Annotated in this window: 18 protein-coding genes; 7 read left to right on the top strand and 11 right to left on the bottom strand. The window is 39.7% G+C overall.

Going from position 1 to position 18,834, the window contains the following annotated elements; genetic code table 11:
• Positions 1 to 273: 273 nt before the first annotated feature.
• From carB to SAE01_RS20655, 7 genes are all read right to left on the bottom strand, one after another.
• Positions 274 to 1,914 carry a carbamoyl-phosphate synthase large subunit gene (gene carB / locus SAE01_RS20625; RefSeq protein WP_147205703.1) on the bottom strand — a complete coding sequence of 547 codons (1,641 nt, stop codon included), beginning with the start codon at positions 1,912 to 1,914 and terminating at the stop codon, positions 274 to 276.
• Positions 1,915 to 2,119: 205 nt separating this feature from the next.
• Positions 2,120 to 2,353, bottom strand: coding sequence for a hypothetical protein (locus SAE01_RS20630; RefSeq protein ID WP_147205704.1), 234 nt, complete (start codon positions 2,351 to 2,353; stop codon positions 2,120 to 2,122).
• Between the two features lie 89 nt (positions 2,354 to 2,442).
• Positions 2,443 to 3,819 carry a Y-family DNA polymerase gene (locus SAE01_RS20635; protein WP_147205705.1) on the bottom strand — a complete coding sequence of 459 codons (1,377 nt, stop codon included), beginning with the start codon at positions 3,817 to 3,819 and terminating at the stop codon, positions 2,443 to 2,445.
• A gap of 35 nt (positions 3,820 to 3,854) precedes the next feature.
• Entirely contained in the window at positions 3,855 to 4,283 is a 429-nt protein-coding gene (locus tag SAE01_RS20640) for a LexA family protein (protein ID WP_147205706.1), read from the bottom strand.
• Positions 4,284 to 4,499: 216 nt separating this feature from the next.
• A complete protein-coding gene (locus SAE01_RS20645) occupies positions 4,500 to 5,603 on the bottom strand; it encodes a PA0069 family radical SAM protein (protein WP_170234227.1) in 1,104 nt (367 codons plus the stop codon).
• A 190-nt stretch (positions 5,604 to 5,793) separates the two neighbouring features.
• Entirely contained in the window at positions 5,794 to 6,402 is a 609-nt protein-coding gene (locus SAE01_RS20650) for a 2'-5' RNA ligase family protein (RefSeq protein WP_147205707.1), read from the bottom strand.
• 17 nt (positions 6,403 to 6,419) lie between these two features.
• Positions 6,420 to 7,037: a 2'-5' RNA ligase family protein gene (locus SAE01_RS20655; RefSeq protein WP_147205708.1), complete on the bottom strand. Its 618-nt coding sequence runs from the start codon at positions 7,035 to 7,037 to the stop codon at positions 6,420 to 6,422.
• Positions 7,038 to 7,333: 296 nt separating this feature from the next.
• Between SAE01_RS20655 and SAE01_RS20660 the strand changes: the two genes are divergently transcribed.
• A complete protein-coding gene (locus SAE01_RS20660; protein WP_147205709.1) occupies positions 7,334 to 8,500 on the top strand; it encodes an ATP-binding protein in 1,167 nt (388 codons plus the stop codon).
• A gap of 300 nt (positions 8,501 to 8,800) precedes the next feature.
• A complete protein-coding gene (locus tag SAE01_RS20665; RefSeq protein ID WP_147205710.1) occupies positions 8,801 to 9,910 on the top strand; it encodes a M48 family metalloprotease in 1,110 nt (369 codons plus the stop codon).
• A gap of 68 nt (positions 9,911 to 9,978) precedes the next feature.
• Here the strand turns inward: SAE01_RS20665 and SAE01_RS20670 are convergent, their stop codons facing one another.
• Together SAE01_RS20670 and SAE01_RS20675 are read right to left on the bottom strand one after the other, a co-directional pair.
• Complete coding sequence (locus SAE01_RS20670) at positions 9,979 to 10,518, bottom strand: GNAT family N-acetyltransferase (protein WP_218029210.1); 540 nt, start codon at positions 10,516 to 10,518, stop codon at positions 9,979 to 9,981.
• 66 nt (positions 10,519 to 10,584) lie between these two features.
• Entirely contained in the window at positions 10,585 to 11,043 is a 459-nt protein-coding gene (locus tag SAE01_RS20675; RefSeq protein ID WP_147205711.1) for a CBS domain-containing protein, read from the bottom strand.
• A gap of 191 nt (positions 11,044 to 11,234) precedes the next feature.
• Here SAE01_RS20675 and SAE01_RS20680 point away from each other — a divergent pair, with 191 nt between their 5' ends.
• Both SAE01_RS20680 and SAE01_RS20685 read left to right on the top strand, forming a co-directional pair.
• Positions 11,235 to 12,692 carry an RtcB family protein gene (locus tag SAE01_RS20680; RefSeq protein ID WP_147205712.1) on the top strand — a complete coding sequence of 486 codons (1,458 nt, stop codon included), beginning with the start codon at positions 11,235 to 11,237 and terminating at the stop codon, positions 12,690 to 12,692.
• 99 nt (positions 12,693 to 12,791) lie between these two features.
• A complete protein-coding gene (locus tag SAE01_RS20685) occupies positions 12,792 to 13,247 on the top strand; it encodes a VanZ family protein (protein ID WP_147205713.1) in 456 nt (151 codons plus the stop codon).
• Positions 13,248 to 13,261: 14 nt separating this feature from the next.
• On the opposite strand, the gene SAE01_RS20690 is transcribed toward SAE01_RS20685, so the two are convergent.
• Positions 13,262 to 13,957, bottom strand: a complete 696-nt coding sequence (locus tag SAE01_RS20690; RefSeq protein ID WP_147205714.1) for a hypothetical protein — start codon at positions 13,955 to 13,957, stop codon at positions 13,262 to 13,264.
• Positions 13,958 to 14,149: 192 nt separating this feature from the next.
• On the opposite strand from SAE01_RS20690, the gene SAE01_RS20695 reads away from it, so the two are divergent.
• Entirely contained in the window at positions 14,150 to 15,625 is a 1,476-nt protein-coding gene (locus SAE01_RS20695) for a RapZ C-terminal domain-containing protein (RefSeq protein WP_147205715.1), read from the top strand.
• Positions 15,626 to 15,659: 34 nt separating this feature from the next.
• Complete coding sequence (locus SAE01_RS20700; protein WP_147205716.1) at positions 15,660 to 16,442, top strand: nucleotidyltransferase family protein; 783 nt, start codon at positions 15,660 to 15,662, stop codon at positions 16,440 to 16,442.
• A 141-nt stretch (positions 16,443 to 16,583) separates the two neighbouring features.
• Here the strand turns inward: SAE01_RS20700 and SAE01_RS20705 are convergent, their stop codons facing one another.
• Positions 16,584 to 17,735, bottom strand: coding sequence for an acyltransferase family protein (locus tag SAE01_RS20705; protein ID WP_147205717.1), 1,152 nt, complete (start codon positions 17,733 to 17,735; stop codon positions 16,584 to 16,586).
• A 327-nt stretch (positions 17,736 to 18,062) separates the two neighbouring features.
• Between SAE01_RS20705 and rfbF the strand changes: the two genes are divergently transcribed.
• Positions 18,063 to 18,833 (top strand): glucose-1-phosphate cytidylyltransferase, encoded by a 771-nt coding sequence (gene rfbF / locus SAE01_RS20710; RefSeq protein ID WP_147205718.1) that lies wholly within the window; start codon positions 18,063 to 18,065, stop codon positions 18,831 to 18,833.
• Position 18,834: the final 1 nt, after the last annotated feature.

Genomic DNA, 18,834 nt, shown 5'->3' on the forward strand with positions numbered 1-18,834 from the left:
TTTATAAAAGGTCAATAATTATTAAAAGAAAAAGCGATTGCGCGGGATGTTAAGTTTAAAAGATGGTTTAGAAGTGGCTGCAAACACATTGATCATGCCCTTAAAAAATAGTAAACAAGGTATAAAAGTTAAGGCTGCTCTAACAAGCAGCCTTAACTAAGCATATTCAAGTTTCTTTTATTTTTATCCCAACAAGATAACTACCCCTAACATTGTTGCGTCGCACTCTTGTACGTTGTTGCAACCTTGAAGCAACAACGTCATTAGTTCATGTTATTCAAACGTGCTATAGAAGTAGGGCGTCTTTGCCTCAAACTCTGCGCTACAGGTATCCACCATTTTGTAGACGCGGGTAATTCCTAAAGCCTTTCTTTTTTCGTACACCTGCTCCTCAGTGCAATTGCGCATTATTCTCGAAATCTGCTCGTCACCAAAACCGTTTTTCTTTGCTTCTTTTAACAGCTCTTCGGGTAAAGTTTCGATCGTGTATTTCGACAACTGTTTTTCAAGGTCACAAATCTTTTGAATTTGAAATAGAAACCAGCGGTCGATACCTGTTGCCTGTGCAATTGTTTTAACAGTCACGCCCTGCATCAAAGCATCTTTTATTCTAAAGATCCTATCCCATTTCGGTGTTTTTATATACTCAATCAACTCGCTACTTCTCATTAGGCTTTTGCCGTAATAACCTAATCCTAAAGCATCGTTTTCTAGACTTTGACAAGCCTTTTGTAGTGCTTCTGTAAAGCTTCTTCCGATAGCCATTACCTCACCCACGCTCTTCATCTGCAAGCCAAGCGTATCATTGCCGCCCTTGAACTTGTCAAAATTCCAACGGGGAACTTTCACGATGACGTAATCAAGCGCAGGTTCAAAGTAGGCAGAAGTGGTCTGAGTAATTTGGTTTTTCAGTTCGTCCAGGTTATAACCTATGGCCAATTTGGAAGCAACTTTTGCAATCGGGTAACCGGTAGCTTTAGAGGCAAGAGCCGATGAACGACTTACACGTGGATTTATTTCAACAGCGATTAATTCTTCCGTCTCAGGATTTTGGGCAAACTGAACATTACAACCTCCTGAAAAATTTCCCAGGCTTCGCATCATCAAAATCGCTTTGTTACGCATTTCCTGGAAAGCTGTATCGCTTAAGGTCATAGCAGGCGCTACGGTAATACTGTCACCTGTATGAATTCCCATCGGGTCAACATTCTCAACAGTACAGATGATGACGACATTATCCGCTTGATCTCGAAGCAATTCAAGCTCGTATTCCTTCCACCCCAAAACTGCTTTTTCTACTAACACCTCGTGCATCGGCGAAGCCGTAAGGCCGCGGTTGAGTGCCTCGTCCAATTCATCTTTACTATGCACAAATCCACCCCCCGAACCTCCAAGAGTAAAAGAAGGGCGTATAACAAGTGGAAATCCTATTTGCTGAGCAAACTCTTTTCCCTCGAGAACACTATTAGCAACCCGACTTGGTGCAACTGCCATTCCTATTTTTACCATTAACTGCCTGAATTTCTCACGGTCCTCAGCAGTGTCTATAGCGGCAACATCAACGCCTATCAACCGGCAATTGTATTTTTCCCAAATTCCTAATTCATCAGCCTCTTTACAGAGATTGAGTGCAGTTTGTCCACCCATTGTAGGCAAGACAGCATCGATTTGGTTTTCAGTAAGGATTTTTTCAATACTATCTACATTGAGAGGAAGCAGGTAAACCCGATCTGCCATCATAGGGTCAGTCATGATGGTTGCGGGATTGCTGTTTATCAGGATAACTTTAATCCCTTCTTCGCGTAAACTTCTCGCTGCTTGTGAACCTGAGTAGTCAAACTCGCAAGCTTGCCCGATTACGATGGGGCCAGATCCAATTATTAAGACAGATTTTATAGAATTATCGCGTGGCATATTTTAAACAAATTGTGCAAATGTAATCCCTGTCAAACAAAATAGAGGGTTAATTTCTTTTTTGTCTAAAAGTGTATTATAGCGAAAAGTAGAAAGTCCCTTTTAATGTTAATAGTATGGGATGTTTCAAAAGCAACCTCAATTTGTCGTGTTTTGTAAAAAGAACTAGAAAAAGGTTCATTCTAAAAAGGTAAGAACGTTCTATTTAAGCTAAAGCGTACAGCCTTTCAGCTATTGCAACTTCAAGGTCGGCTGGTATTGTATCAGTGTCATCACCAATGGCCACGTAGTGACCTACTGTTCTATCGTAAGTAAAAACAAAGTCGTCACTGCCATTGTAACTAACAGTAAAGCGGGTATCTCCATTAAAATCAAAAGGTGCGGCCTTAACGATATAAGGAACGCCATTCAATAAAAGCTGAAATGATTGATCTTGCATATAATAGGTTTTAAAAATCGAACACAAAAACAATGCCTTTGCGCGGATGCTAAAACGCCCAACGGCATTCCGTCCAACTTCATCATTCACTAGTTTACCTCCCTTAGTTCAACCCAACGAGTTGTGTATCGCTTGCTAAGCAACTCCTGTTTCATTTTCCAAGGTCGATCCACACCTGACGAAGCAACTTTTACCAATTCATTCCTCATGCTGAAATTTATATTGTCGACCTTACTCATGAGGAATTTATGCTCGGTTGAAGATGAGGCAGCAAAAAAATTTCCTTGTAAAGAGGCATCAGGAACAAGCTTGCCAAAAACTACCCCTGCTTTTTCATAGACGACTCCTTCTCTATACAGTTTCTCTAACAAGGCAACCGCAGGCTTTATTAATTCGGTTGTTACACAAGTTGCTACAGGTAGTATAACTTCCCTTTTAATAGGCTCGTTTGGTTTATAAACGTCTCCTTTATCTAACGCTTTCTCAATTACAAAAACAGTCATTTGCCCGGCCGCGCTTTGTTGTCTTCTTAGTTTCTCCGCCGCCCGGCTAACATACATTGCAACTGCTTCTTTCATCTGCGTCAAGTCTGTAAGAGGACGACCAAAACGGCGAGTGCACGAAACCATTTTTTTTGTTGATAGTTGCTCATCAAGACCTATTGCATGAATGCCTTTCAGCTCCTTTATCAATCTTACCCCAACAACTCCACCAAGTTGTTGCCTCGCCCATTCTTCGGGCATTTGCTTCAATTCAAATGCTGTTTTAACCTCCAGCTTTTCCAGCTTTATTGCATATTGTTTTCCCACACCCCAAATTTCACCTATAGGCGTTCGCCTTAGTGCTGCATCCACCTTTCCCGGTGTGTCTAGTATTAGCATACACCTGCTCTTTTCTTTATTTTCTTTAGCGAGTCGGTTTGCAATTTTTGCCAGCGTTTTTGTTGGAGCTACTCCTATTGAAACGGGTATACCTGTCCACTGCCCTATCCTTTCCTTCAACTCTTTAACTGTATTATGCAGCTCTTTTGCAGGAACATGCGACATGTCTACAAAGGCTTCGTCAACAGAATACACCTCTATACACGTAGATGGAAACATACTTTGCATTGTTTCCATCACACGCTTGCTCATGTCTCCATACAAATTGTAGTTGGACGAAAATGCTGTAATACCGTGTTGTTGCAATAAAGGCTTGCTTAAGAAATAGGCTTGCGCCATCTTAATACCCAGCTTCTTTGCTTCATCACTTCGCGAAATAATACAGCCATCATTATTGCTTAGCACAACAACAGGAATTGCTTTTAAGTGAGGTTTAAACAATCGTTCGCACGAGCAGTAAAAATTATTGCAATCCACTATAGCTTTCATAAATCCTTGCTGTTTGCTTATCTCCTTTTCAAATATGCCCAGTTTTTGCCGAACGCTTTCCCAGTTTGGACCGCCAAGCAAAACACCAGTTTTCACTTTTTCCTTTTTACTTTTTTCTTTTTACTTTTCCTTCAAAGCTCATGTACCACATACGTCACCGCCCCCCAAACAGAAAAGTCTGAAAAAGGATCTACATCAATAACAGCAAGCTTAGTGGTTTCAGGCACCAGTCTTATTTTGTTAAAGGTTTTATCGAGACGGCGCACCAGCATTTCACCATTCAAAACAGCTACTATTACTTTTCCGTTTACGTTCGTAATACTTCTGTCAACAATAAGAACGTCGCCGCTAAAAATGCCCGCGCCTTCCATCGAGTCGCCATTCATTCTAAAGAAAAAAGTCGCGGGTTTATTTTTAATTAGTTGCTCGTTTAGGTCTATCCCTCTTTCCATGTATTCGTCGGCAGGCGTGCTGAAGCCGGTTGCATTTGCACGGTGAACGTCGTGTTGAGTAAAATCTTTTGTGCCTTTATATATGCTATTGAAAATTTCCCTTTCCATATAATTTTGTTTTTATTATTACTAATGTTTTAGCAAGCAGTTCAAAAAAATAAGCTGTAGAAGCTTAATCTCTTTATTTGTTAAGATACCAGCCACGGTTTTCCATAGCATCGTCGTTGCGTCGCAATCACTTCAATTTTACATCTTTTGGCAGCCGTTTTTCAAAAAGCCTAAATTGAAATACTCTTCTATCGAATCCATATTTGTTACACCTTTTTAAAACAACCTCATCTGCTCTCCGGGCCTTTTAAAGTTTGAGCAATCCAGATCAAGACGCTCATGGTTCAACCCATACTTTGCGGTGTACTTGCGATATTGTTGCGCTACCATCTCTGCCACATTTCCTTCGCCTCGCATTCGTACTCCCCAGCGGCTATCGTTTACCTTTCCTTCGTGACTTGCCTCTATTAAGTGCCATACTTTGTCTGCCCGATCGGGAAAATTTTTGTATAGCCAATCGTGAAAAAGTAATTTGATAGCACCGTTTAAACGAATGAATGTATAAGCAGAAAACGTAGCACCCGCCTCACTTGCGGCTTTAATAATGTTATGCATTTCGTGTTCATTTAACCCTGGTATCATCGGACCCAACATTACACCCATTCTTACCCCGGCTTTGCTCATTTCATCAATTAGTCTCAAGCGTTGTTTGCCCGTTGTTGTTCGTGGCTCCATCACGCGTCTAAGTTCCTCATTGAAAGAAGTAATAGATACAAGTACGGAAACCAGGTTCTTTTTTCCCATTTCCTGTAGCAGGTCTTTATCTCGAAGCATGCCAGCATTTTTGGTAATCATGGCAACAGGCTGATTAAACTCGTTACATACTTCAAGCAGGCCCCTGGTAAGTCTAAATTTTTGTTCCGCAGGTTGATAGCAATCGGTATTGCCGCTGAGACTAATAGGTACACACTCCCATTTTGGATGCAATAAAAACTTACGAAGCAGATCGGGTGCGTTTTTCTTTACAATAATTTTTCGTTCAAAGTCAAGTCCTGCAGAATATCCCCAATATTCAAATGAATTGCGGGCATAGCAATAAATGCAACCATGCTCGCAACCTTGGTATGGGTTCATGCTATACATGAGACCAAGGTCGGGGCTTTCAACTTTGTTTACAATTCCTTTTGCATTGTCTTCAAAGTATTGTGTTGATTCATTCTTTTCTGTCCAATCGTCAATGCCTTCTATATGCTCTTTTACCTCTGTGTTTTTAAGAAACCTGTTTCGTGTATTTATCTGAGCACCCCTACCCTTTAAGTATTGATTAACCTCTTGCTGGCCGTTTTCCTCCAGAGAGTTTGCTTCTTGATTCTTTGACATCTCAATTCAATTTTTAATAAGCCCGCAGTTTCTTGCCTCGCCCGGAAATGATAAGTTCAATGGTGTTTTAAATTGTACAAGGGTGCGACGCAAGAGAAGCCTCATAGTACCATAAATGCCGGCTCAATAACTATCTTCCTTATTTCCACTTAGGCCATAAATGCCCCATTATTGTTTAAACTATCCCAGCTCAGGCAAACAACTTTCCCTGCGTTGTCACCACCGGCATATTCATAAACTCAAACTTCTGCACGACATGGTAAGATTTAACGCCTTCAGGACGGCGAAGCAACAACATATCACTTGCGATAAAGCGACCTGTAAAATGCTTTTGGCTGTATTCGAGCCAGCCTTTTTCATACTGCCACGGAAGCAATTTACGAGCGACAGTTATGTGGGGGTTATCGTTAAAGTAAGGCTTATGCTCTTTCGTTTTGATTAGTGACTGCGCAGCTTTAAGGCTTTTTACCAGCATTTGTATGGGTGCCTGGGAGGCAACGCTTATATAAATAGTGTGTGAAGGAAAGCTGCCGAAATCTTTGAGCTCTACCTTAAAAGCGGGCATGGCCATAGCAATCATCTTTAAACGGTTAAGAATGCGGTCTTCCATCATTTGCAATTGGCTAAAAGTAGCAAGCGTAATGTGAGGTGCTCCCTTTTCTGCGGAAGGAGATTCAAACTTTGAAGCAAAATCTTTTTTAGTATTCATGATTTTATTTCGAAGTTCTTCATGCGGATGCAGTACTAATAGGTACTCGCACATGCGATACCCGGGAAGAGCCAAAATATTATTATTCATAGTCGTAAGTTTTTGAGTCAATTAAATAACAAGTTTCCAAAAAACCCATCCTCCATTGGTTGTAGACGGAATACATGAACCACTTTGCATGTATCAAACTGGTGGCTTCTTCTTAAAAGAACAAGTTCATTCACCATAAATGTTTCATGGAAAGTCTTTCGCGAATAATCCATCATGGCTTTTAGGTAAAGCGTTTCAGGGACTCTTCTTGAAATAGTTAAATGCGGATTGCCAATAAGTTTCGCAGGTGGGCAGGAACATGAACTGATATAGTTACTTACTGCTTTAAGCTCTTTAGCAAGCCGTTTAAAAGGCTGCGGATTTTGAACCCGCAGGTAAACTGTATGGGGAGGAAACCCACTATAGTTATTGAGAAAAACATTAAAGCTCTGTTGTTGACTACAAATTCTTTGTGTGTATCGCAAAATCGTTTCTTCCATAGCCTCCCGTGCTACAAAATTGGCAATGGTAATATGAGGTTTTGTTTTCGCTGCAATCCTTTGTCGATATTCTGCTGTAAAGCTTTCTTTTTCAGCGATTACCTTGTTTGTTACTGCAGCGTCAGGATGAGCGACCAGTAGGTATTCGTTCATTCCAAGTTCTGACCAGTTGAAGAATTTTGTTATCTGTTCCATAATTGTTTAAATTTTTATGACAATAAAATTAGCTAATTTTTGCTAAAAAAATTAGCGAAACGATTAAAATTAATTTTATTGTTAGGTTAACTGTAAAAGCAAAACACTCCAGACCAAATTATATATTTGGAAAACATGAGGATGGGTTATTACTCTTTAATTAGTTTGACTGTTCAAAGAATGAACGCCCAGTTGCTCGTACCCAACCGTCTTTTGAAGGACCTGTCAAATTTTTTCTTCCTTGAAAATCAAAAATGTCATTTTTGATTTTCAAGGAAGAAAATTATATTTGTTAGGTGATTGAACGAAAACTAAATAACGAGATTAAAAGTTTGCTAAGGCAATTTCCCGCTGTTGCCATACTGGGAGCGCGACAAGTTGGTAAGACTACATTAGCAAAAGAAATAGCTGCCGTACAAAAAAGACCCACTCTTTACCTTGATTTAGAAAACCCTTTAGATGTACGCAGACTACAAGATCCTTTTACGTTTTTATCAGACAACAAAGACAAGTGTATTATAATTGATGAAGTTCAAACTATTCCATCACTCTTTTCTGTTTTGCGCTCCGTTATCGATAACGATCGACGAAACGGGCGATTTATATTATTAGGAAGTGCTTCGCCTCAATTGGTAAAAGGGGTTTCAGAATCGCTAGCAGGCCGTATTGCTTATCGTGAACTTTCACCCGTTAATCTAATGGAGCTTCCAGAAAAAATAACAATGCAAAAACATTGGTTACGTGGAGGATTTCCATCTGCATTATTAGCGCGATCTGATAAAGCTGCGACAGAATGGGTAAATAGCTTTGTACGCAGTTATATAGAAAGGGATTTAGGAAGCTTGTTTGGTGTTGATTTATCAGGAAATACTATTGGAAGATTACTAAGCATGCTAGCTCATACCAACGGCAGTGTATGGAATGCGGAAATGATGGCAAGGTCACTTGGCATAACTGCCCCAACTGTAAACAGGTACGTTGATTTTTTGGAAGGTGCTTTTCTTGTTCACCGGCTGCCTGCTTTTTTTATTAATACCCGCAAGCGATTGGTGAAAGCGCCTAAAGTATATATAAGGGATAGCGGGCTGCTTCATCAGCTTAGTAACGTTCCAAACATTCATGTATTAAAAGGCCATCCTGTTGTTGGTTCTTCCTGGGAAGGTTATGTAGTTGAACAAGTCAACGAGCTAAAACCTGCTGATTTCGACCTTTATTATTACCGCACACAAGCTGGGGCAGAATATGATATTGTTTTAGCCAGGGGTATAAAGCCTGTTGCATGTATAGAAGTTAAACTTAGTAATGCGCCAGCAATCAGCAAGGGGAACTATCAAAGCATTGCTGATCTAGAAACAAAAAAGAATTTTGTAGTAGTACCAGACGCGGATGAATATCGAACTAAGGATGGGATTGTAATTTGTAACCTTCAAGCCTTACTAACAAAATATCTTCCAAAGTTTTAATTAATCATCCTTGAAAATCCAAATTGTCATTTTCGAATTTCAAGGATGTAATGTTGAATTTGTAAGTAGCTATCGTTTGAAATAAATGATTTCATGATAGCACTTTTGATGAACGCATTGGGACGTGATGAAGTTAAATCGATGATAAGAAGCCGGCAACTTCGAAACGATACTAGCACAAGTTCTACTGAAAAAAGTCACTTCTACTTGTTAATACAAAGACTTGTTAAATACTATTTGCAGTGTAAATCTGGCGTTGTTTTTAATATTATACCTGTGATTTAAAAAAACAAAAACATCATGAAAAAAATATACGCTCTTTCTTTTGTATTAATAAGCTCTCTTAGCTTGTGGGCACAAAACCAGCCCAGAGGTTTTCATTTGGATAAGCCCATAAATATGGCGGCAATCCTTGCAAAAAAACCATCAACAGCCATTGGTTTTTCAAGCGTTAGTGAGGCTCGCTCTATTATCAATGATATTATGGACGTTTCTGATATTCAGCAAAATTTTAAAGTTGAAGCAACTACCCAGGTTGATAATGCCGCTGCTATAATGTATCAAAACATACGGTACATTTTGTACAATCCATCTTTTATAGATCAGCTTGATAATGCAGCAAGAGACAAATGGGCTTCGATAAGTGTTATCGGTCATGAAATAGGGCATCATTTACTTGGACATACTTTAGATGGAAGAGGAAGTCAGATACCAAAAGAGCTGGAAGCTGATGAGTATTCCGGGCTGGTTTTGCGTAGAATGGGCGCAAGCCTTCAACAGGCTCAATTGGCGATGAAATTAATTGCGAGCCCATATGCAAGTGCTACACATCCGGGTGAAAGTGACAGGCTGGCTGCAATAGCACGGGGATGGAATAGTACAACGACACAAACTAACAGGGTCAATACTGATGTTGCTATCGGCACTCCTGATGATAGAAGGAACCCCTATCCAAATGGTTCTAAAACGTATCCTTCTCCTAATGGTGGAAGAACATATCCGGTACCACAAGATCCTAGAACTAATTATCCTACTAACCCTAGAAGGAGTAATCCATCAGGAAGAAATACTTACCCTTCCGATGATAATCGCGGCAACTATCCTCGTACTAATGACGGGCGTTATGGCCAAGGGAATAGTCGAAACAGAAATGGGTCATCAAATATTCAGCTTGTTTATGACATCAGATTTAACGGGAACAATTCGCAACAATATTTTATTACTTCCGATAACCAGGTAATAATGTTAAGAGGAAACCGGGCTGTTGTAGTAGCAAAAATATCGTCAGCAAACAGGTCTAACTATCCGTATGTAATTTATGATGATCAACAACAAATATTTATTGATAGAAGCGGAAACCTATTTACTGAAAATGGGAGAAGAATTGGATATGTAACCAGACATGCCTAAGACGTGAAGTAATAATTTAACTAAGAACAGTTCTTACTATAATAAATAACGGGCAAACAGAACAAATTCTATTTGCCCGTTAAGTTTTTTATCATGACCACCATGCCCCGCAACTCCTCCTTCATTAGAGGATGTTTTAGACGATGTGTTCCTGCAATTTCAAAACCCATTTTTTTATAAAAGGTTATGGGCCCTTCACTTGTATCCATTGCTTTCAACCATACCAGGTCTTTGCTATTTTCTTCTGCGACTTTAATTGTCAACTCGATAAGTTCTTTTCCTATACCATTCCCAGTTGCTTCTTTGTTTAAATAGATACGTTCAAGTTCAAGTGAATTTTTATCTTCAAATCTTTCTAAAGAAGCTTTTATGTTAAGCTTTAAAAAGCCGACTGGAGAATCTTTGAAAAACGCTATAAAAAAGAGACTGTTGTTATCATTGATCTCCTCTAGCAATCTTTCTTCGGAAAAGTATTTTTCCATGTACCACTTGCCATCGTCGTACCAGAGATCAAGATAGTGATCAGCATAAGCCTTTAATGCTACTGTGCTTAACAGGTGAGCATCTTCTGCATCTATTTTTTTTATATGAAAGTCTTCTATTGCCACATAACCTTCCTTATATCGCTTTAGGCGTTACTAACATTGGTTTAGATAATTTGTTTTGTGTAAGATTTAGAAAAACTTTCCACCTTCTTCGGTATCGAGAAGAGAGTTTGCAAGTGTGTTATCAAACACTTGTTCCTTACTTGCTAATACTTCACGCAGCAGGTCGTGAATAGTAATAATTCCCGCGAATTCGTTATTATCATTAAATACCGCTAAGTAGCGAGCACCGCGAGTGTTCATTTGGTACATACAATCTTCTACTGTATCGTTTAATGTCACTTCCGGAAGTTCAGTCGTCATTACATCACGCACCATGGTATCTCTGCTTGAGCGCCCCTGCAGCACTAGCTTCCTCGTATAATCTCTTTCGCAAAAAATACCTGTGTATTCACCACCCTCAAAAACTACCAGGTAGCTTAGGTTTACGGCTATTAACTTTTGCAAGGCTTCAATAACCATTGCTGTAGGTTCAATTGTATTTGACACACTTTCCTTTGTTCTCAATATATCTTCTACCGTTTTCATGGCACGCATTTATTTATTGTTCGAATATACTTTTTCCTGTTTTTAAAAATGAATTAAATTTTCATGCCTACCAGTCTTTGCGTACAGTGATTTCTCGCAATGTTTACTTCACTCGTATTCTTTTTTATACATCGTAAAGGCATTGTATTTGCTCAGCTTCATTCAGAAAAGTTTCTTTACTAAAAATCAATATGGCAAAACTCAAGTTATCAGGAAAGGATTTGAGGGCAATAGGATATCCTGAAAGCCCTATCATAAGCTTCGCTATGGAAATAATGGAAAAGAATTATAAACGCAATTCTAAGGAGCATGCATTAGGGCTGTTGAAGGCTGTATTGGTTAGACCTAAAGAGTATGCTGAAGACGAAATTTTAGGGAAAATTGCAAGAGCATTAATTGAGCGCGACGAAAAGGCTGCAGCAAAAGCGGCAGCTACAGTAGATCTTAAAGTAACAGGAGTCCCCTATAACATTTTCGGAGCTGAGTTTATTGAAGAGGGCGCACTCACTCAGATGAATAATGCAGTTAGATTGCCTATATCAATTTTAGGTGCGTTAATGCCGGATGCACACCAAGGATACGGGTTGCCGATTGGCGGGGTGTTGGCTACAGAAAATGCTGTAATACCCTATGGTGTTGGTGTTGATATTGGCTGCAGGATGTGCTTGTCTGTTTTTGATATTAATCCTAAAGAGCTTGAATTTCGTACAGACTATTTTTCACGTGAACTAAACGAAGCGACTTTATTTGGAAGTGGACGAGAGTTTAAAAAACGTTCTGACCATGAAGTGTTATATCGTAAGGAGTTTCGGGAAATACCTATTCTTCGAACGCTAAGAGACAGAGCAGAAAGTCAACTTGGATCGTCGGGAGGAGGAAACCATTTTGTGGAATTTGGAATTGTTGACATACCGGAAAAGGACTCGACTCTTGGTATAGATGCCGGAACTTATCTCGGTTTACTATCGCATTCGGGCTCGCGCGCTATCGGCGCAAACGTTGCAAACCATTATACTAAAATAGCTAAAGACAAAAGGCATCTGCCTCCAGATGCTGCTAACCTCGCATGGTTTACTTTAGACGAAGAGGAAGGTATTGAATATTGGCTTTCTATGAATCTTGCCGGAGATTATGCCAGCGCCTGTCATCACGTTATCCATAATAAAATAGCTGCACAGCTCGGCAGGCAGCCTTTAAAGATGGTTGAAAATCATCACAATTTTGCCTGGAAGGAAATGTATGAGGGGAAAGAAGTTATTGTACACCGCAAGGGAGCTACGCCCGCAGGGAAAGATGTACTGGGTATAATACCCGGAAGCATGACAGCCCCTGGATTTATTGTAAAAGGGAAAGGTGAAAGCGGCAGCATCAACTCTGCCTCTCATGGTGCAGGAAGAAAAATGAGTCGTACAGCTGCTCTCGATTCCATTACAGCGAATGCATTAAAGGACGAATTACAAAAACACGGAGTAAAACTAATAGGAGGAGGTTTAGATGAAGCGCCTTTTGCTTATAAAAACATTCAAACTGTAATGAATGCTCAAAAGCACCTTGTTGAAATGTTAGGTACGTTTACACCTAAAATTGTAAAAATGGATGATACTCCACCGAGGCAAAGAAAGAAGGTGAAGGAAGTGATGGGCGAGTAAATTAAGAGCGTTTTTTTCCATTACCTGGCATTAAGAGCAAACAGGATCCTCCATTAATGCTAAAGCAGTAGTAGTTATTTTGTGTCTCCAATTTGTAAAATGAGTAGAAATATTAGTGCGGTTATTCTTTTTCATTACCTGGTACTCCTGGCTAAATTTGTCTTATTTAAAATTCAGTTTGGAACCATAACTTACAACGTGTATTATGGGGTACTGTCTTTTCAACAAAATCTTGCCCGGGCTAATTTTATTCCGCTTAAAACCATCTATGTTTTAATTAAAGAACCGATAGATGTATTTGTTATTCAAAATCTGGCTGGTAACATTCTTGGTTTCGCACCGCTCGGTTTTCTCCTACCAATTCTTAGTCCTTCGCTGTCTTCTTTTTCTAAGGTCGGAGTCATTGCCTTCGCCTTTAGTTTAACCTTAGAGGTAATTCAATTGGTGAAAGTCCTAGGGATTTTTGATGTTGATGACATTATTTTAAATACATCAGGAGCTTTACTGGGTTACGCGACTTATAAAGTTTATTTGCGTTTTCGTAAGCCTGCTTAGCGCTCGCTTCTTAGTCACTTAAAGTATTCCACCACTTTAGTTCCTATGTCTTCCATTGTAAGTTTAACCGCTTCATTTTGTATCCTCTTTCTGGCCTCCAAAAAATTTAACTCGTTTGATGTTTTCTGTGATAAAAAGTCTTTTGTAGAAACGTAGGTGAATGGCACCAAAGAAGTTCTGGTGTCAAGCACTAAAGCCTGGGTGGTAGCAAAAGCTTTAATGTCTGCTTTAGTAAATAGCTTGTATTTAGAATAGATATCAGTAAGACTTGAAAAAATGACGATTACATCTGCCTGCATTCTTACCCCTGCTTCACGCAAATTTGTTATCGACAGTGGTTTTGAAATCATTAACTCCGGCACTACGGCTACCGTACTTACTCGTGGTGATCTTTTTAATTGAGTAGAAAGTATTTCAATGTTCGATTGTTCGTTTTTAATATACTCTTCATCATTCCAATAGAGGTTACGTTTCGGGTCAGCTAGCCTTACGATGGCAACTCTAAGTCGTTGTGGCATCTTGTAATTACCATCCAATATTCGTTGGATATTGTCTTCTGAGATTGTGGCTGATTTATCATTAAAAAGTGACTGAGTAATGAGGGGCTCAGGCACGCCCTCCTGGCCAATGTCACTATACAACCTGGCTTTTTGCTGTGTGCCGCAACTAAAAAAGGTGATAACAACAATTGGAAATAAGAAGTACTTCATAAAAATGTTTTAGTGGTTGGAAAATAAGATTTTTCGTTCAATAACCGTTGCGAAGTACAAGTGTGCGACGCAACAAAAGCCACAATAGAAATTCATTTGCCGGGTGCACAAAAAAACTTTTCAAACTGATTATCGGGTTACTAACGGTTCGCACAATTATTATACATTTACCGCCCCGCAAAAATTTTATTAATGGAAGAAATTGTAGCAGAGATCAGCAATTTGTTTGAAGCTTTCAAAAAGGTGAAAGAGGATAGAATAGAAAAACTTCCACAGTCTGGCAGCGATAGAATTTATTTTAGAATTTACGCAGGAAACGACACCTTCATCGCCACTTATAACATCAACATAAGAGAGAACGAGACGTTTTTTTATTTTTCTCAACACTTCAAAAAAGCCGGATTGCCAATGCCCACGATTTACTCTGTTAATGAAGAAAAAACAATTTACTTACAGGAAGATTTAGGGACCGAAAGCTTACTTGATGAGCTGGAAAAAAATGGCCATAACGATTACACTTATAGTTTATACCAGGAGACTTTGAGGCAATTGGCGAAAGTGCAAATCAACGGTGACGAGGGACTTGATTACGAGCGATGTTTAACGGCAAAAGAGTTTGGCAAGCAGGCTATTTTAAGTGATCTGTTATATTTCAAATACTACTTCGTAGATACCTTAAAAGTTCCTTACGATAAACAAGCGATGCTCGACGATTTTGAAACGCTGAGCTCTTTCCTTGACAATAGCAGCCAGAAGTATTTCTTGTTTAGAGATTTTCAGAGCCGCAATGTGATTGTAAACAACAACAAGGTTCATTTTATCGATTTTCAGGGCGGGATGAAGGGCGCGTTGCAATACGATGTTGCGTCGCTTCTTTGGCAGGCTAAGGCGAACCTGAGCGAAGATTGGAAGGATAAATTGCTCGTTGGTTATATTGACGAAGTAGAGCTTTTGCTAAATAAGCAAATCGATCGTCAAATGTTTTTAAGCCAGTACAATGGGTATGTGCTGATACGGTTGTTACAAGTTTTAGGCGCGTATGGTTTTAGGGGATTATTTGAGCGAAAGGCTCACTTTTTAACCAGCATCCCGCTTGCCCTGCGCAACCTTAGGTATTTTATGGAGAACAAACAGGTCGGTTTAGAAACTCCTGAGTTTGACAAAATTCTTAAGCTGGTAGTAAACGATGAAATCATTGCAAGATTTGAAACCGTTAAGGCTGATGAAAACACCCCGCTGGTGGTAAAGGTTTGCAGCTTCTCTTACAAAAGGCAACTACCTGTTGATGATTCAGAAAACGGGGGCGGTTTTTTATTTGACATGCGTGGCATTTTAAATCCTGGCAGGTTTCCTGAGTATAAATCTCTTACGGGACGTGACAAAGAGGTGAAAGATTTTCTTGAGCAAAAAACGAGAATTACAGACTTTTTAAACAGTGTTTTCGATATTATCGACATTTCGGTTGAGGATTATATAAAGAGAGGATTTTCAAGTTTGATGGTTGGTTTTGGCTGCACCGGCGGTCAGCATAGAAGTGTGTATGCAGCAGATGCTTTGGCCAGGCACCTCAAGAATAAATTTGGTGTAAAGGTCGAGCTGTCGCACCTCGTACAGGATGCAAAAAACTGGATAAATGGGCCGGAAGTCACTGCTTTGGTAACTCAATAACCCGATTAATTTCTTTGACGCCTAAGTTAAAAAGATGACTGTAGAAGGTAAACCTCTTGAAGCCGGTTCGAATATAAAAGGGCAAAAGACTGTGACTAAAGCTATGATATTGGCTGCAGGAGTAGGCAGCCGACTTAAACCCTGGACCGACTTTCATCCCAAAGCTTTGGCTCTTATTCATGGCAAAAGTCTATTACAACGAAATGTCGAATACCTGCAGCGTTACGGCATTAAAGACGTGGTTGTCAACGTTCATCATTTTGCAGAGCAGATCATTGATGCAATCACAAAAAACCATGGATGGGGCAGCAATATTACAATAAGCGATGAGACCGAGAAGGTGCTTGAAACAGGCGGCGGATTATTAAAAGCTGCAGGGTATTTAAACGAGACAAATCCGATTGTCTTAATGAATGTTGACATACTTACCGAGTTAAACCTGGAGGCAATGATTGGCTATCACCAGGAAAAAAAACCTTTGGCAACCCTTGCTACCACCGATCGCACAACAAGCCGCTACTTTTTATTTGATGAAGGAAATAACTTATGCGGATGGCGAAATGTACATACCGGGGAAGAAAGAGTGGCGCAAGCTTTAAAGGGAAATGAGGCACAAAAGGCTTTTAGCGGAATTCATATCATCGAGCCAAAAATCTTCTCCTTCATTTCTCAACAGGGAAAGTTTTCGATGGTAGACGTTTACCTCGATTTGATGAAGGAACACACCATTAAATCTTTCGATCACTCTGACGCAAGATTGATAGATGTAGGCAAGCCTGACAGTATTGCAAAAGCCGAGGTGATGTTTGCTGTTTAAGAATGTTTTGTTCTTTTGTCCAAGCGATAGAGCCCTGATTAATCTTTTGTTGCGTCGCAGTACGTTCGTCGGTTGTACTGCTATTTTGCTTTTAGCATGTTTTGCTTCAGCTCCCCTACTCGCAAGCCCGCTACTTACTTCTTACACTTTTATATAAATTTTCCTTTTATTCAATAAGTAGGCTATAGACCAATAAAAAGCCACCATGCAGAGCGCATAAATTAAAGAGCCAAGTTTTAGATTTTCGCTGATAGGTTTACAAACATGTTGGTAGAACCACGCAAATGACGAGATGTACACCGGCTTACCTTGTTCATCAAGATGATCTGTCCATCTTATCAATGCAATAATCCTTGGTAAGAATCCACTAAGAAAAAAGATAAACAGCGGGTTTTTTCCAAAGACATCAAAGAACCTACTCCATCCTCCCGTGGCATTTTTAAACTCGATCAAATAAATAAAAAATGCTAAGACCATTAGTGCAAGCCCCGTGGTGTATAATACAAAGCTGCTTGTCCATATTTTCTTATTTATCGGGAATCCCATATCCCAGATAAACCCTACAAAAACAAGCAAAGCTCCGGCAAGAAATATGTGCGATAACATTTCCCATGTTTTACCTTTTTCCCTGATATACTTGCCTGCAAAATAGCCTAACACCACTTGTACGATAGCTGCCGTTGCACTTGCCAAACCTTCGGGGTCAAAGGCAAGACCTTCTCCCTTATACATATGACTAACACCAAGAATTGACTTGTCAACATCAGTACCAAAATATCCGGCAAGACTATAAGGATCGCCGCTTCTACCAAGCACAAAGCAAAGTAGCCAATAGCCAAGAAGCAAAATGGCACTTAATAATATTGCACCTTTCTGCTTGAAGAAATATACGATCAGCGAGGCGAAAAAATAACAGATCGCTATTCGTTGCAGTACTCCCAGTATTCTTATATTCTCCCATTGTTTAAAAACCAACGCATTCTCCTTCCACTGAATAAAAGGACTCCAGTTAAGAAAAATGCCTATTGCAAAAATTAACACAGTTCGCTTACACACCTTTCTTAAAAAGAAATTGGTTCCCTTCTCTTGGAAGCGAGGCACTACAAAAGCCATAGCATTACCAACTGCAAACAGAAAAAAAGGAAATACCAGATCTGTTGGCGTACATCCGTGCCAGGTAGCATGTTCAAAAGGGGCATAGATATTAGCCCAGCTTCCAGGGTTGTTTACCAGTATCATTAAAGCGACAGTTGCTCCACGAAAAACATCCAGCGAGTAGTAGCGTTCCTTCATGTAAAATAGATATGGCGTAAAATAAACCAATTTGGATTACTTATAGAGTTGGTCAAATAGGAAAAGCAAGGCAGCGAAAACTTTTTTACAGTAGTCATTATTGCTTTTTATACAGATTTTAAAGATGATTATTGCTACTAATGGCTGCGCTATATTTGCCCGAAGAATGAATATTGAGACTTTATTGTACAAACTGTAGCCGATAAATTCCTTTTTTTGCTTCATTAGCTTGCCCAACAATTTGGGACTGAGAGGGCGAAGCTTTGTTGATAGTAATGCATTGCAATTTGTGATCAGATTTATCCTTTCAACTATGAGACAGCATTCATGAAAGTAGTATTGCTAGCTGGCGGCCTTGGCACCAGGCTTTCAGAAGAAACCTCTATCCGGCCAAAACCAATGGTTGAGATTGGAGGTATGCCGATTTTATGGCATATCATGAAGATTTACTCCGCTCATGGTTTCAATGATTTTATTGTGTGTTTAGGATATAAGGGATATGTGATAAAGGAATATTTCGCCAATTATTTCCTTCACAAATCTGACGTGACTATTGACCTATCTAATAATTCAGTGCATGTTCATGATTCGCAAGCAGAACCATGGAAGATTACATTGGTTGATACAGGTAATGAAACAATGACCGGCGGCCGTATTAAACGAATTCAACCTCACGTAGAAAATGAAGATTTTCTGCTGACCTACGGAGACGGGGTTAGCGATGTTAACCTTACCGAATTGGTAGCTTTTCACAAGAATGCAAATAAATTGATTACTGTAACTGCAGTGCAGCCCTCTGGTAAGTTCGGTGCATTAAACATTGACCAAAATAAGCTCGTAAACACATTTACTGAAAAGCCAAAAGGCGACGGTTCATGGATTAATGGGGGCTTTTTCGTCTGCCGCCCGGGAGTATTTAACTATATAAAAAACGACCGTACTGTTTGGGAAAAAGAACCACTTGAGCAGATAGCATCTGAAGGCCAGATGCAGGCCTACAAGCATCATGGTTTTTGGAGACCTATGGACACGTTGAAAGACAAGCACGACCTGAACGAAATGTGGGACGGTAATACAGCTAATTGGAAAATCTGGTAAA

This window comes from Segetibacter aerophilus, assembly GCF_007991655.1.
Taxonomy (GTDB): domain Bacteria; phylum Bacteroidota; class Bacteroidia; order Chitinophagales; family Chitinophagaceae; genus Segetibacter; species Segetibacter aerophilus.